Origin of the sequence: Frederiksenia canicola (assembly GCF_011455495.1) — a bacterium.
Classification (GTDB): domain Bacteria; phylum Pseudomonadota; class Gammaproteobacteria; order Enterobacterales; family Pasteurellaceae; genus Frederiksenia; species Frederiksenia canicola.
This window is the reverse complement of record NZ_CP015029.1, coordinates 2,077,378-2,091,068: the sequence shown is the minus strand read 5'-3', so window position 1 is coordinate 2,091,068 and position 13,691 is coordinate 2,077,378. Positions and strand designations below refer to the sequence as shown.

Below are 13,691 nucleotides of genomic sequence, written 5' to 3'. Positions count from 1 at the left end.
GTTTTAGATTACACTTTGTTATCTTTTATCCCAATATGAGGCATCTGTTATGAAAAAATTCATCTTGTTTTGCTTATTGTTCTGTGGTGTTACCGCTAAAGCACACGAAATCTCCGCTCCGCTGGTTGATACACAACTTGTTTTTATTCTCGACCGCAGTGGCTCGATGGGGGGATTAGAATCCGATACTATTGGTGGCTTCAATGCCATGTTGGAAAAACAGAAGAAAGAAAAAGGGCTGGCTTTTGTTACGACGGTGTTATTTGATCATAAGTATGAACTACTACATAATCGCATTCCACTAGAGAAAGTGAGCCCAATTACGGAAAAAGAGTATTTTGTAAGAGGAAATACGGCGTTATTAGATGCGATTGGTAAAACGATTGTGAATGTGAAACAGCAACAAAAAGCGTCAGAAAAAATGAAGTCTGAAAGGGTTCTGTTTGTGATTATTACCGATGGCATGGAGAATGCAAGCCAAGAATTTAAACTGGATAAAGTGAAACAACTGATTACTGAACAACAGAAAAAACAGGAATGGGAGTTTTTATTTTTAGGGGCAAATATTGATGCGATTAACACAGCAGAGTCTTTTGGGATAGATAAAAGCAGAGCGGTAGAGTACATTTCCGATAGCCAAGGTACTCAAATGAATTACAAAGCGGTCAATAGTGCGGTACAAGAAGTTCGTCGCGGTAAGCAGCTCGATGAAAGCTGGAAAGCGGAAATTGAGGCAGATGTGAAAGAACGTAAGAAATAATAAAAAAACCACGAGAAGTGCTGGTATTACCTCCGATCTCGTGGTTTTTTAATTGCATCACACTATTTTGATGTGAGCAAGTTTGCTAAGGTTTTGATGCCAATTCCCGTTGCACCAACAGCCCACAGATCGCTTGCTGTTTTGCGGAAAGTCGCAGAGCAGTCGATATGTAGCCAATTTTGTTGATAATTTTTCACAAAATAAGATAAAAATGCGGTTGCTGTGCTGGCGCCCGCTGCGACAGGCACGGTGCTGGTGTTTGCAATATCAGCAAAGGATGAAATAATTTGTGAGCGGTGCAATTCTTCAAACGGTAAACGCCAGAATGGTTCGTTTTCGGCTTTTGCTGCAGCAACGAGATCGGCGACCAAATTGTCGTCCATTGATAAAATTGAGTGATAGTCGTTGCCAACCGCAATTTTCGCAGCACCAGTTAACGTCGCACAATCGACAATAAATTGTGGGTTCTGTTTGTCGGCTTCAATTAAGCCATCTGCTAATACTAAACGACCTTCTGCATCGGTATTTAACACTTCAGCAGTTACACCATTGCGATAAGTGATGATATCGCCTAATTTGAATGCTCGGCTGCTGACCATATTTTCTGCACAGCAGAGATAGAGTTTGACACGCTGTTTTAAACCACGAGCAATTGCCATGCCTAATGCACCTGTAACTAATGCCGCTCCCCCCATATCGGTTCGCATAGTAGACATTCCTTCACTGGGTTTTAAGCTGTAACCACCAGTATCAAAGGTGATGCCTTTACCAACTAAGCAAGCTAATACTGGGGCATCAGGGTTGCCTGTTGGGTTGAAATCCAATTGCAACATCGCTGGTAGATTAGCAGAGCCTTTACCTACTGCCCAAATGCCGCTGTAGCCACGCTCTTTTAATGCTTCACGAGCAACAATTTCAAAAGAAACTTTGCCTTTTCCTGCAAATTTATCGGCTTGGTGAACAATAAATTCCGCCGCTTTGTGAGCAAGTGCTTCAGGCGTGAGTGTTTCCGATGGCTCATTGATTAGCTCACGGGTGAAGGTGGAACAAGCTAAGCGGGCATCGAATTCCGCTTGGTTTTCTAGGGCTGGGAAAGCAATAGACCCCGTATTTTTCACGCTAACAAAGCCTTGATGAAATGCCCAACATTCTTCTAATCCCCAGCCATCGCCTGCTAAAGAAACATTCAGAATACCTTGATTTTTAATTTTACGAGCGGCTTTTTGAATGGTTGTTAGGGCATTTTTCTCGCCATGTACCGTCATACCTTGATCGCTGACGGAAAGAATTGCATTTTTGCCCCAAACTTCTGCCGCAGGCTGTGTTGATAAATAAATTTGCATGGTTGTCATAGTTCTTCCTTCTTTTTATGATGATAATGAAAGGTTACAAGCGGTCAGATTCTAGCAAAATTTTGCAAATCCTGCTCCGTCAAAATTTTCACACCGAGTTCTTGGGCCTTAGCAAGTTTTGAGCCTGCTTTTTCGCCAGCGATCAGATAATCGGTTTTGCTTGAAACACTGCCCGCCACTTTGCAGCCGAGCTGTTGCAAAATTGCTTTAGCTTGATCTCGAGTGAGCTGAGTGAGCGTGCCAGTTAGCACCACGGTTTTATCTTTTAGCGGATTATCGGCAATTTCTTGTTGTACCACATCTTGCCAATTCACCCCTTGAACGATGAGATCGTCCACCACTTCCACATTATGTGGCTCTTGCCAAAAACGCACGATGCGATTTGCCACCACTTCGCCCACATCTTGCACTTGCTGCAACTGTTCGAAAGTGGCTTGACGGATGGCATCTAACGTGCCGAAATGGTTCGCTAAATTTTGTGCTGTGGTCTCGCCGACATCACGAATCCCAAGGGAAAATAAGAAACGGGAAAGGGTGGTGTTTTTCGCTTTTTCGATACTTTGTAACGCATTATTCGCTGATTTTTCACCCATACGATCTAGTCGCATTAAGGTGATTTGATCGAGTTTGAACAAATCCGCAGGGGTGTGGATCAGCTCCCTCGCCATCAACTGTTCAATCAATTTTTCGCCCACGCCATCAATGTCCATCGCTTTACGAGAAACAAAATGTTTCAAGGCTTCTTTGCGTTGTGCCCCGCAGAATAGCCCACCCGTACAGCGAGCAACGGCTTCGCCATCAACTCGCACCACCGCCGATTGACACACGGGACAAGCGGTCGGAAATTCAATTTTTTTTGCATTTTCTGGGCGACGTTCTGCCACAATGCCGATGATCTGTGGGATCACATCGCCCGCACGGCGAATAATGACGGTATCGCCAATCGCAATGCCGAGACGCTCGATCTCATCGCCATTGTGCAAAGTCGCATTGCTTACGGTAACGCCCGCTACGAACACAGGCTCTAGTTTCGCCACGGGCGTAATTGCCCCAGTTCGCCCCACTTGAAACTCCACATCCTTAAGAATAGTCATCTCTTCTTGTGCAGGGAATTTGTAAGCAATTGCCCAACGGGGAGCTTTGGAAATATAGCCAAGCTGCTCTTGCAGAAGGATATCATTCACTTTCAGTACGGTGCCGTCAATGTCGTAACCCAGCGAGCTGCGTTTTTGCTGGATTTTTTGGTAGAACGCCAGCAGTTGTTCCCGCCCTTTCGCTAAGGTGATCTCGCTATTGACGGGAATGCCGATCGATTTCAACCATTGCAAGCGATCGAAGTGGGTTGAAGGCAGCTCGTCATCGCTTTCATACACACCGATGCTATAAGCATTCAACATTAACGGGCGTTGGCGAGTGATTTTCGGATCGAGCTGACGCAGTGATCCTGCCGCCGCATTGCGTGGGTTAGCAAAGGTTTTCTCGCCTTTGGCTAACGCCCGTTCGTTCAAGGTTTCAAAGCCTGCCTGCGACATAAACACTTCACCCCGTACTTCTAAACGAGCGGGCGGATTTGCCATGTTCAATTTGAGCAGTACATTACGAATGGTGCGAATGTTCGCAGTGATTTCTTCGCCTGTCGTCCCGTCGCCACGGGTGGCGGCTTGGGCCAGTACGCCATTCTCATACAGAATGCTGACTGCCAAGCCGTCTAATTTCGGCTCACAACAAAATTCGAGAGTTTGGCTATTTACTGCAATGCGATCTTCAATACGCCGTAAAAAGCCATCTACATCTTCATCTGAAAAGGCGTTATCCAGCGACAGCATTGGGCGTTCGTGCTGAATTTGAGCAAAGCCATCTAGCGGTTTTGCCCCAACACGTTGCGTTGGTGAATCGGCTGTGATCAGTTCTGGATGTTGCCATTCGAGATTTTTTAGCTCATTTAATAAGCGGTCATATTCCACATCAGGTACGAGTGGGTTATCTAAAACGTGGTAGTGATATTCGTATTCACGCAGTTTGCCACGCAAGTTATCTAGTTGATTTTCAATGGATTTTGGCATTTGATTATATCTCAATAAAAAAGACCGCTTGTAAGCGGTCAGATCCTTAAAAAGTTTTGCAAATTATTGCTGGGTCACTCGCAGCAAGTAGGCTTGGCGAGATTGATCGTCAAACAGTTGATGTTGATCGTTTAACACGAAGCCACCAAGGGATTGAGCAAAGCTTTCAACCGTTTTGATCATCAAGCGAACATTGACTAAATCATTACCTGCAGATGGCAGGTGCATAAAAAAGACAAGCCCAACAGTAGTGAACTGATCCATTTTATTCAAATCAAAAACGCCTGGTTGCAACATATTGGCAACGCTGAAAAGCACAGGGCTTGAAGCGTTATCAATATGGCGATGGAAAATATTGTACTCACCGAATTGGAAGCCTAAGGCATCTAGACTTTGTTGGATGGTATCACCACGGAATTGCATCCCTTCTGGTGCGACCACATAGAGTGTGACCATTTGCGGTTCTTCTGCTACAGGCTCTGAATTTGCTTGCGGTGCAACAGATTCTGGCTGTTCGAGCTGTACTGTTGGCGTTGGATCTGCAAAAGCGGGCGTGGATTCGACCGCTTGTGTTGGGGTTGGCTCACCAGTTTGGATTGGCTGAGTTGAGAATGCAGGCTGTGGTTCCTGTGGATACGCGTCTGGTTGTTGGTTTGGTAAACGGATTTGGATGTTTTTTACGCTATTTTCGATTTCTTGCCGATCGATTGGAGTAAAAGGTTCATTGACTGTTTGGTTAGTCGTATTTGATTGGGCATTAAACGGTTGCGGTGCAAGAGTAGGCGGAACATTTGAATGTAACTCCGTATTGATTGGCGTTGATGGTGGTCGAGTTGAAAACGTATTAGAAAACACGCGTGATTTTTCACGACGAGCTGACCAAATACTGGCACCAACTAGAATCGCTATCAGTAATCCTGCAACAATGAATAAAATAACCTGAGTTTCCATTTTGTCCTCTTTGCTCAAATAATCAGCTATATTTACATTTCATGCTTTGCGAAAATGAGTGCATAGCTTACCATATTTATTTCAAATGTTGATAAATTAAAGGTGAATTATGAATACCCCATTTTCCAGTTATGAAAGCCAAGCAATGAGTGGTTTCCATTATTTTATTTATGGTTGGAGATTATTGTTGCAACGTCGATTAATGCCGTTTGTGGTTTTACCGGTAGTGATTAATGCGATTGTTATGATCGGCTTGGTTTGGCTCTTTTTTGCCAATGTGGGCGGTTGGTTAGATGCGATGTTACCATCGTGGTTAGATTGGCTCAGTTTTATCTTGATTCCTCTGATTTTTTTGATGATTTTGGTGATTTTTTATTTCACCTTCACGACGTTAGCAAATTTTGTCGCCGCCCCTTTTAATGCTTTACTTGCAGAAAAAGTGGAGCAGCAACTAACGGGAGAAAATCTCACGGAAATGACCATGACAGAAATGTTAAAAGATGTGCCGAGAATGCTTAAACGAGAATGGCAAAAAATGTGGTACAGCATTCCCCGTTTACTTGCTTTGTTTTTACTCGGTTTTGTGCCTGTGTTAGGGCAAACAGTCGTGCCAGTATTGACTTTTATCTTTGGGGCTTGGTTATTAGCAATTCAATATTGTGACTATCCTTTTGATAATCATAAAATTAGTTTTGCGCGAATGCGAAATGCTCTTGCACAACGCCGTACAATGAACTTCACCTTTGGTGCGTTAGTCAGCTTGTTTACGATGGTGCCATTTTTGAATTTGGTTGCGATGCCTGTGGCGGTTTGTGGGGCTTCTGCAATGTGGGTAAAAGAGTATCGTAATTTCTTACTGGGCAAAGACTCGGGCGAGTTTTCCGATAAAAGAAAAATTGAGCATAAAAACGCCATAGTGGTGAAAGAAGAACGTTGAGATATTCGGTAGCTCTACAAGCAAAAAAGTATCGATAGTGCTATCGATACTTTTTTTGTGTCCTAAAAAATAGCTATTCACTGTATTTTTTTAAGATAGAATAAAGCTCATCTTTGATGTGTAGTTTTTCTTTTTTCAATACTTCTACTTCGGTTGGGGTTGCAAGCTCAATGTTTGCTTCCATATTTTTAATTTTTTGGTCAAGATCATTGTGTTTATCGAATAAACGAGCGAAATGAGCATCTTCAGTTTTGAGCTTTGTGATTAAATCACGAAATTCTGGGAACATAAAAAACTCCTTATTATTGAAATAATTTGCACTGAGATACTAGCACTTTTCTTGGTTTTACTAAGGATAAAATGTCAGAATTTTGAACTTGATCACAAAATAATCTTGTGCAGCTTTCTCATATTTCACGCTATAATAGTCCCAATTTTCTTTAGTTGATCTGTACGATGCGTTATTTAAAAATCCTTTGTGCATCCATGTTATTGCTTGCTAACACTGTATCTGCACAGTGGAAGAAAATCAATGATGTGGATTATGTTTGGGGACCCTTCTCTATTTATAATCTCGCACTTTTTTCGGAAACTGGTGAGTATGTTGAAGGCATTCGCCCTTTAATGTTGACGCTGAAATATCAAAAGCCAGTAGATGGTCGTGATTTTGCTATTTCCTTGGCTCGTTCGTGGTCAAATTTAGGCATTACATTACCAGAGCAAGATGATGTGGTTGATCGTCTGCGTAAAACGTTACCGAATATTAAAAAAGGTGATTCACTCAGTTATATTGCATTGCAAAATAAAGGTTATTTTGTACTTAACGACATGGTGATTCCTGAAGAATTTAATCAAGATTTTAATAATGCTGTTGTGGCGGTTTGGCTTGATCAACGAGTTGAAATTGGTCGAGCTTTATTAGCAAAAGATCGTCAAGTGGTGGAAACCGCAAAATCAGCGGTGATTATTCCGGAGCAAACGACTGATGAAGCAAATCCGGAACAAGAAAATGCACAAGATAATTTGAGTCAACCAGAACAGTCCATTCGAACGGATACTAAGACAGAGCAACAAGCAACTGCAAAAGATGAAGAAGCTTTGAATGTAGGCTCTACTAATGAAGCTGAAGGTGAGATCAAGCCTGCTCAAGAACCTACGAATAATGTGGAACAAAATGTTGCAAAATCAAATGAGAACAAACCAATACAGGAGCCAATATCGGAACCGTCAGTGGTAGTTCAAACAGAGATAGCTCAAGTTGAGATAAAATCTGAAGAGAAAGAGAATAAAGCGGAAAAGTCAAAAGACGCAGCGGTAACCCCCGTAGAATCAGAACAAAAGAAAGACGATGATTCTATAGACATTCTACCTTTACACGATTTTGTAGATTTAAGTGAAAATTTATGCTGAAAAAATAGGATAGAAATAATCTGCCCAAAGAGTTAGATTCATTTGATTCAAGGACTGAGTTCTGTATTTTACAGGGCTTAGTCCTTTTAACTTAACAGCATTGTGATGCCTTCATAAATGAGACGAGAACCAAATAAAATGAAAATCACGCCAGCGAAGTTATCTAAATAGTGGTTGTGTTTCGCATAGAAATTCCGCACATATTTATGTGAAAATAAAAAAGAGACCAGTACAAAATAGATGATTGCACTGCCCGTTAAAATGAATAATACAAATAGAATATCGGATAAGTTGGATAAATTTGAAACATAGCCTGCTAACACACTGCTGAAAAAGACCACAATTTTCGGGTTAGACAGATTGATCATCAAACCGCCTAAAATTTCCTTCCAAACAGACTGACTTGATTGACTTTTCGCCTCATCTAATTTGGCATTCTTGCGAATTTGTACCATTTGGAGTCCGCTATAAGCTAAGTAACTGCCGCCAAATAGCATCAAAATATATTGAAACATGGGAATCGTACGATTTAAGAATGTTAGTCCAAATAACACAATCAGTGACCAAAACGCGACACCGATAGTAATTCCAATAGAAGCCAGGAGTGCGTTGCGGCGAGTATCGCCCATCGCTTTACGGGAAATATAAAAGAAATCAGGGCCAGGGCTAACTAAGCCAACGAGTTGTACAATAAAAATTGTCCACATATCAGAAAATCCAAGCAAAAAGATGGAGAGCAATCAGAGTGTAAAGGGCAGCTAAAATATCATCGATCATAATGCCTAAGCCGTTTTCAATTTTGTGATCAAAATAGCGAATGGGAAAAGGTTTCCAAACGTCAAACAGCCTGAAAAAGATAAAAGTGAGAGCAAAATAGAGACAATTGTATGCAGGCAACGCACAAAAAATCAGGAAAATAGCAACAATTTCATCCCAGACAATTCGTCCATCATCATGCACGCCAAGATCATCGCTCGTTTTTTGGCAAATATAGCAGCCGACGATGAATGAAATCAGTGTTAGCACGACAAAAAACGTGGTACAAGCGGTCACTTCCCACAAAAAAATAGCAAATAGTAGACCAAGAAGTGTACCCCAAGTGCCGGGAGCCGGGCGAAGAAGTCCAACGCCAAATCCAACAGCAAGAAAATGGATGGGATTTTTTAGATTGATGTTCATTATGAATTAAAGTGATCAAAACCAATATGTGACGGCATTGCGACTTTTTCACCTTTTTTTAAGAGTGTAAGTGAACGCTCAGTGATTCTACCGATACAGCTACAGCGTATATCAAGTGACTTTACCGCTGTTTCAAAAGCATCTCGCTGTTCGGTTGGAATGGTAAAGCAAAGCTCGTAGTCTTCTCCGCCAGTTAATGCAAATTTTTCGGCTTGTTCTTGAGAATATTCGGCAAGCAACGAGTGAGAAAGTGGTAATTTCTCTAACCACAATTCAGCACCGCACTGACTGCGAGCAAGTATGTGACCAAGATCAGCAATCAACCCATCGGAAATATCAATGGCACAGCGGCTAAATCGAGTGAGTAATTGTCCCAGTTCGATACGTGGTGTTGGGCATAAATGACGTTCAACTAAATTGCGTTGGTGATCATTTTGAACGACTGCCTGATTCAATAATAAGTCGAGACCCGCAGCACTGTCGCCTAAATAACCCGAAACAAAAATCCAGTCTCCAACCTTTGCTTGATGCCGAAAAAGTCCTGTGTCTTTTGTTAGCACGCCTTGTGCTGTCAGCGTTAGCGATAGATGACCTTTTGTGGTGTCACCGCCAATTAAAGCAACATCATAGCGTTGTAAAATTTCAAATAATCCACGGCTGAATTCAGCAAGCCATTGATGATCGACGTTAGGCAGAGTGAGTGCAAGGGAAACCCAAGTGGGTTTGGCTCCCATTGCCGCAAGATCACTTAGATTAACCGCCACCGTTTTGTGGGCAAGTTGTGCTGGTGCGATATTTTCAAGAAAATGCGTACCACAGACTAATGTGTCTGTCGTAATGGCGAGTTGTTGGTTTGCTTCAATAGCCGTGACAGCACAATCATCGCCGACTGATTGCAAAATATCAGGACGATCTAACCGCTTGTGTTGGCTAAAATACTGCGTGATTAAATCAAACTCGCCCATGGCTAACCCTATTTGCGTCCGAGAGCAGGTGCTAACTTATCTAAAATACCGTTGATGTATTTATGGCTATCATCTGAGCCTAATACTTTAGCGACCTCAATACCTTCATTGATGACCACTTTATAAGGCACATCTAGTTCAAATTGGAGTTCATAAGCAGCTAAACGTAAGATGGCTCGCTCAATAGGATCAACCTCATCTTCCGCTCGGTCTAAATAGGGACGAAGTGAACCGTCAATCGTATCAATATGTTCAACTGTGCCACGTAATAGTTTACGGAAGTAAGGCATATCGACTTTATCATCTTCCAATTGTGATTCGTCATCTGCAATAAAGGCGAGTTCAGTCACAAAAGCCAGTTCAATTTGTTCAACTGGATTTTGTGATAATTGCCAAGAGTAAAGTGCTTGTGCAGCACACTCGCGTGCACGGCGGCGGGGAGAAATTTTCATAACACCTCAAATATCATAAAATTCGCTTATTTAAGCGGAAAATAGTGGCGAATTTTAGCATAGTTTGGTTAGTTTTGTTTGGATTTTCTCACTTTCTCTTGTGTGGTTGACATCGGTGATGACTTCACAATATAAGGCGTGACAAAAATGACGAGCTCTCGTTTTGAGATTTTATTTCTGCTTTGACTAAATAGCTGCTTCACGACAGGAATGCTGCCTAAAATAGGCACTTTATCTTCACCTTTTGATTTTAAGTGCTGAAAAACGCCGCCAAGGACAATGGTTTCACCATGTTTAGCAAAGACTTGTGTGCGTAGCTCTTGTTTGTCAATGGTAGTTAAACCGCTCACGCCATTTTGTCCATTCGGCGAGTTTTGAGTGACGATTAAGTCAAGCAAAATTTGATTATCGGCAGAGATTTGGGGGGTAACATCTAATCCAAGTACAGCATCTTTAAACTCAAAATCAAATGTCTCAGATTTCTTATTGTAAATGGTGTAAGGAATTTCTGTGCCTTGCTGAATACTTGCACTTTTTTTATTTGTTGTGAGTAATCGTGGGCTGGCGATGATTTCCACATTATTTTCCTGCTCTAAAGCACTCAGTTCTAAATCTAAAACACGCCCATTAATACTCGCAATTTGTAATACGGCAGATGCAGAATTATTTAATACAGGGAAATTAACATTCAAGTTGTTGGTCTCAAAGCCATTTCCTTCTAAACGCCCCGCAAAACGATGGCTATGTTCATTTCGATTAAACATCCCCCAACGAACCCCAAGTTCTTTGAGATTCTCACTGCCAATCGTGACGATTCGAGCTTCAATCGCAATTTGTTCTGTTGGCAGATCCAGATGTTTGATTAGCGTCGTAATATTTTTTATCGAGGAAGCCGTGTCTTTAATAATAATGCTATTGCTACGCTCATCAAAATGTAAATATCCATTTTCAGATAATAAATTTCCATTTCCTTTTGTAATGGAGTCAATGATTTCGGAGGCTTTAGCATAATGCAGCTTTATATTTTGAGTAAGGAGCGTTGGGTTTTTATTAACTTCTTCTCCTTTATTTTGTTCTTTCTTATGAATGTAATAGATATTATTTTCTATTTTAACAGAAAGCTGATTGATTTCTGCAATGCTTTTGATGATTTCATCAAAGGAGCGACTTTCTATTCTTAGTGTTGAACGGTTTTGAATATCTTCCACTAATACAATATTTTTATTATTTTCTTCAGCTAAATAAGCTAAAATTGATTTTGTCGGTGCCTCTTTTAATGAAATAGATAAGGTATTAGCAAAAACAGATTGATTGATAAAAAGAAGACTTAAAAGTAGATAACGCATAATTTTTCCTAGAGTTTTTGTTGAATTTTTTTAGGTTTGGAGCAAGTTTCACTGTTTAGCCAATCAATGACTTGAATACTTTTCATGTCAATTTTTTCAATTTGAATTTGTGATTCCACTAATAAGCTATTTTGTTTAATATCAATTAGATTGTTCTCTTTATCACTAAAAAGGGCAGTATATGTTTGATTTTTCTTCACTATGCCAACAAGTTTTAGATCTTCAAATTTTATAGGGAAATAGATTAACTGAAGATCATTAGGCGGCTTACAAGCGGGTAGTTCCAGAGAGTTTTTTGCAAATGAGCTCTGTTCTTTAAGTGATGTATTATCCGCATAAAATGGATCCGCCAAGCAATTTGTATACAGCAATAGAATAAATAAATATTTTTTCATTCTTTTTCCTTTTATTTAACCAGTAAAAATATGCCATTTAACTCAACTAATTGTTGTTGGTTAAGTTTTGTGAGTGTAATCTGCTTTATGTATAATCCTTCTATTTTGTTTAATTTATTAATTAAAGAGAATAGTGTGTTGCTTTGATGATGTATTGTTAAATATAATTGGCTATCTTGATCGAATTGCCACTGGAGATTTTCTACTTTTAATTGATGGTGAGAAACAAGATTTTGGATCTGTTGATTCATTTGACTAAATGATGTTTGAGATTTATTTTGTGTCTCTTGATTCTGTCTTAAGTTTGCTAATAATTTGGCACTCTGTTTCATTTTTTGTTCTAATTCAATTTGTGTTTGTTCCTGTTCTTTATTTGAAAAAGAGAGATTTAAATAGTAATATGTCGGATAAAAAATTATAGTAGTAAATAATCCAAATAGGATAATCCATAGATGGTGATTTATTGCATAGAAAATGTTATAACTTATCTTGTTGGGCTTGATATAGCTATCTAATATCCAATTTTTCATTTTTTTTCTTCTTCTAATGCGATGACTAAAATGAACTCATATTCACGCTGTTCATTTATTTGGAAGTTATCAACCTGATACGAATAGTTTAATTGAGTAAGCTGCCTAGTTATCTTCTCTAATTCAGTTTGTTCTTTTATTTTTCCGACGAGTTTTAGTTTCGGAATTTCATCTATATAAAGATAGGCGATCTCAATAATACCTTGGATTGGTATTCTCTGAATATATACCATGAATTGCTCAACCGTTTTCTCTTTTAGATAAATTGGTTTCTTGTGGTTTCGTTGAGATTGTTTGATTTGATGAATTTGTTGTTCAAAATCGGCTATCTGTTGGTGTAATTTGTTGATAAAGTCTTTCGTTTGGTAAAATTCTGTGTGTAACTGACTGCTTGCAAGCCAAATCCATATTGACATTGTGATGGTAATGAGGGCAGTTATTGCAATCACTATTGCGTTTTTAACCGTCTGGTTTAACCATATTTGTTGGCGGTTATTAGATAAATCTATGCCGTACCATTCCATAAACTGGCTCCTAATGCAGATAAATAGAGATGGGGAGATAATATTTTTTCAGGAAAATCGAGTGTAGTAATATCAATACCATTGTCTTCTTCAGAAAGAGTTAATCCATTTGAATTAAATTGAAAATTAAGCGAGCCTATTTTTAAAAAATGATTTTCTAATTTCGGGAATAAATAATGAAAGCCGCGCCAATAGCAATGTGTTTCATTATCTAATATCGTTGGATATTCACTTAATAATGGATCTGCAAATGCTTTTCTGAGTGCAAAAAGTGTTATTTGTGTGAGTTGTTTTTCTATTTGTTGTTTAATTTTAAAATCAAAATAAACCTGTTCGATTGGCAATGGCAATTCTTGTTCTAAAATTTGAATAGCCTGTTTATAAATAAGTTGTTCGCTATCAACAAGTGGCAGAAGTACTCGCTTTCGCCAAATATAGTGATGAGATACAGCTCGAATAAGAGTAAATTTTGGTTTGGTATTATCTATAAACGGCTGAGTCAATTTGCTCACTTCTTCAGCCCCCGAGCTTGAAAAGCATTCCCTTCTTGTAAGCATTTGTTGAAGTCCAATTTCAAATGGATCTTGAATGTCTTGCCAAATCACTCGTGGTATTTGCTCAAATTGTCCAACTAAACAGCGATATTGGCGGTTTTCGCTGATACCAATTTGCTTGTTTTTTAAGCGTTTGTTTTTGCTAATTGTTTGAAATAACTTCATTTCTTGTGAATGCTAAAGGTTGTGATGAAATTTAAACGGCTTTTTCAGCATTTTTCGCTTATAATTAAGCCGTTTATGTGTGAATTAGGGCTATATTGGTCGTAAATT

General features: G+C 39.7%; 16 protein-coding genes. 3 read left to right on the top strand and 13 right to left on the bottom strand.

Annotation, left to right across the window (positions count from 1 at the left end; all coding sequences use genetic code 11):
- Positions 1-49 precede the first annotated feature (49 nt).
- Entirely contained in the window at positions 50-760 is a 711-nt protein-coding gene (locus A4G17_RS10000; RefSeq protein WP_123955734.1) for a vWA domain-containing protein, read from the top strand.
- A gap of 62 nt (positions 761-822) precedes the next feature.
- Here the strand turns inward: A4G17_RS10000 and pepB are convergent, their stop codons facing one another.
- The 3 genes from pepB to zipA form a co-directional block, all read right to left on the bottom strand.
- Positions 823-2,112: an aminopeptidase PepB gene (pepB, locus tag A4G17_RS09995; RefSeq protein WP_123955735.1), complete on the bottom strand. Its 1,290-nt coding sequence runs from the start codon at positions 2,110-2,112 to the stop codon at positions 823-825.
- A gap of 44 nt (positions 2,113-2,156) precedes the next feature.
- Positions 2,157-4,175 carry an NAD-dependent DNA ligase LigA gene (gene ligA, locus A4G17_RS09990; protein ID WP_123955736.1) on the bottom strand — a complete coding sequence of 673 codons (2,019 nt, stop codon included), beginning with the start codon at positions 4,173-4,175 and terminating at the stop codon, positions 2,157-2,159.
- 63 nt (positions 4,176-4,238) lie between these two features.
- Positions 4,239-5,126 (bottom strand): cell division protein ZipA, encoded by an 888-nt coding sequence (gene zipA / locus A4G17_RS09985; RefSeq protein ID WP_123955737.1) that lies wholly within the window; start codon positions 5,124-5,126, stop codon positions 4,239-4,241.
- A gap of 109 nt (positions 5,127-5,235) precedes the next feature.
- Between zipA and cysZ the strand changes: the two genes are divergently transcribed.
- Positions 5,236-6,063, top strand: a complete 828-nt coding sequence (gene cysZ, locus A4G17_RS09980) for a sulfate transporter CysZ (protein ID WP_123955738.1) — start codon at positions 5,236-5,238, stop codon at positions 6,061-6,063.
- A 73-nt stretch (positions 6,064-6,136) separates the two neighbouring features.
- Here cysZ and A4G17_RS09975 read toward each other — a convergent pair whose 3' ends face one another.
- Positions 6,137-6,352 carry a YdcH family protein gene (locus A4G17_RS09975; RefSeq protein WP_123955739.1) on the bottom strand — a complete coding sequence of 72 codons (216 nt, stop codon included), beginning with the start codon at positions 6,350-6,352 and terminating at the stop codon, positions 6,137-6,139.
- A 167-nt stretch (positions 6,353-6,519) separates the two neighbouring features.
- On the opposite strand from A4G17_RS09975, the gene A4G17_RS10325 reads away from it, so the two are divergent.
- The gene (locus tag A4G17_RS10325) at positions 6,520-7,473 is read left to right on the top strand and encodes a PspC-like choline-binding domain-containing protein (protein WP_236941010.1); all 954 of its coding nucleotides are present in this window, start codon (positions 6,520-6,522) and stop codon (positions 7,471-7,473) included.
- Positions 7,474-7,559: 86 nt separating this feature from the next.
- Here the strand turns inward: A4G17_RS10325 and A4G17_RS09965 are convergent, their stop codons facing one another.
- The 9 genes from A4G17_RS09965 to A4G17_RS09925 form a co-directional block, all read right to left on the bottom strand.
- Positions 7,560-8,180, bottom strand: coding sequence for a LysE family transporter (locus A4G17_RS09965; RefSeq protein ID WP_123955740.1), 621 nt, complete (start codon positions 8,178-8,180; stop codon positions 7,560-7,562).
- Between the two features lies 1 nt (position 8,181).
- Positions 8,182-8,655, bottom strand: a complete 474-nt coding sequence (locus A4G17_RS09960) for a phosphatidylglycerophosphatase A family protein (protein ID WP_123955741.1) — start codon at positions 8,653-8,655, stop codon at positions 8,182-8,184.
- Positions 8,652-9,617: a thiamine-phosphate kinase gene (thiL, locus tag A4G17_RS09955; RefSeq protein ID WP_123955742.1), complete on the bottom strand. Its 966-nt coding sequence runs from the start codon at positions 9,615-9,617 to the stop codon at positions 8,652-8,654. Before thiL ends, A4G17_RS09960 begins: the two co-directional genes overlap by 4 nt.
- Before the next feature lie 8 nt (positions 9,618-9,625).
- Positions 9,626-10,069, bottom strand: a complete 444-nt coding sequence (gene nusB, locus A4G17_RS09950) for a transcription antitermination factor NusB (protein WP_123955743.1) — start codon at positions 10,067-10,069, stop codon at positions 9,626-9,628.
- 68 nt (positions 10,070-10,137) lie between these two features.
- Positions 10,138-11,415 carry a type IV pilus secretin PilQ gene (pilQ, locus tag A4G17_RS09945; protein WP_123955744.1) on the bottom strand — a complete coding sequence of 426 codons (1,278 nt, stop codon included), beginning with the start codon at positions 11,413-11,415 and terminating at the stop codon, positions 10,138-10,140.
- An 8-nt stretch (positions 11,416-11,423) separates the two neighbouring features.
- Positions 11,424-11,810: a pilus assembly protein PilP gene (locus A4G17_RS09940; protein ID WP_123955745.1), complete on the bottom strand. Its 387-nt coding sequence runs from the start codon at positions 11,808-11,810 to the stop codon at positions 11,424-11,426.
- 11 nt (positions 11,811-11,821) lie between these two features.
- Complete coding sequence (gene gspM, locus A4G17_RS09935) at positions 11,822-12,340, bottom strand: type II secretion system protein GspM (protein WP_123955746.1); 519 nt, start codon at positions 12,338-12,340, stop codon at positions 11,822-11,824.
- Entirely contained in the window at positions 12,337-12,864 is a 528-nt protein-coding gene (locus A4G17_RS09930) for a hypothetical protein (RefSeq protein WP_123955747.1), read from the bottom strand. Before A4G17_RS09930 ends, gspM begins: the two co-directional genes overlap by 4 nt.
- A complete protein-coding gene (locus tag A4G17_RS09925; RefSeq protein WP_123955748.1) occupies positions 12,846-13,583 on the bottom strand; it encodes a hypothetical protein in 738 nt (245 codons plus the stop codon). Before A4G17_RS09925 ends, A4G17_RS09930 begins: the two co-directional genes overlap by 19 nt.
- Positions 13,584-13,691: the final 108 nt, after the last annotated feature.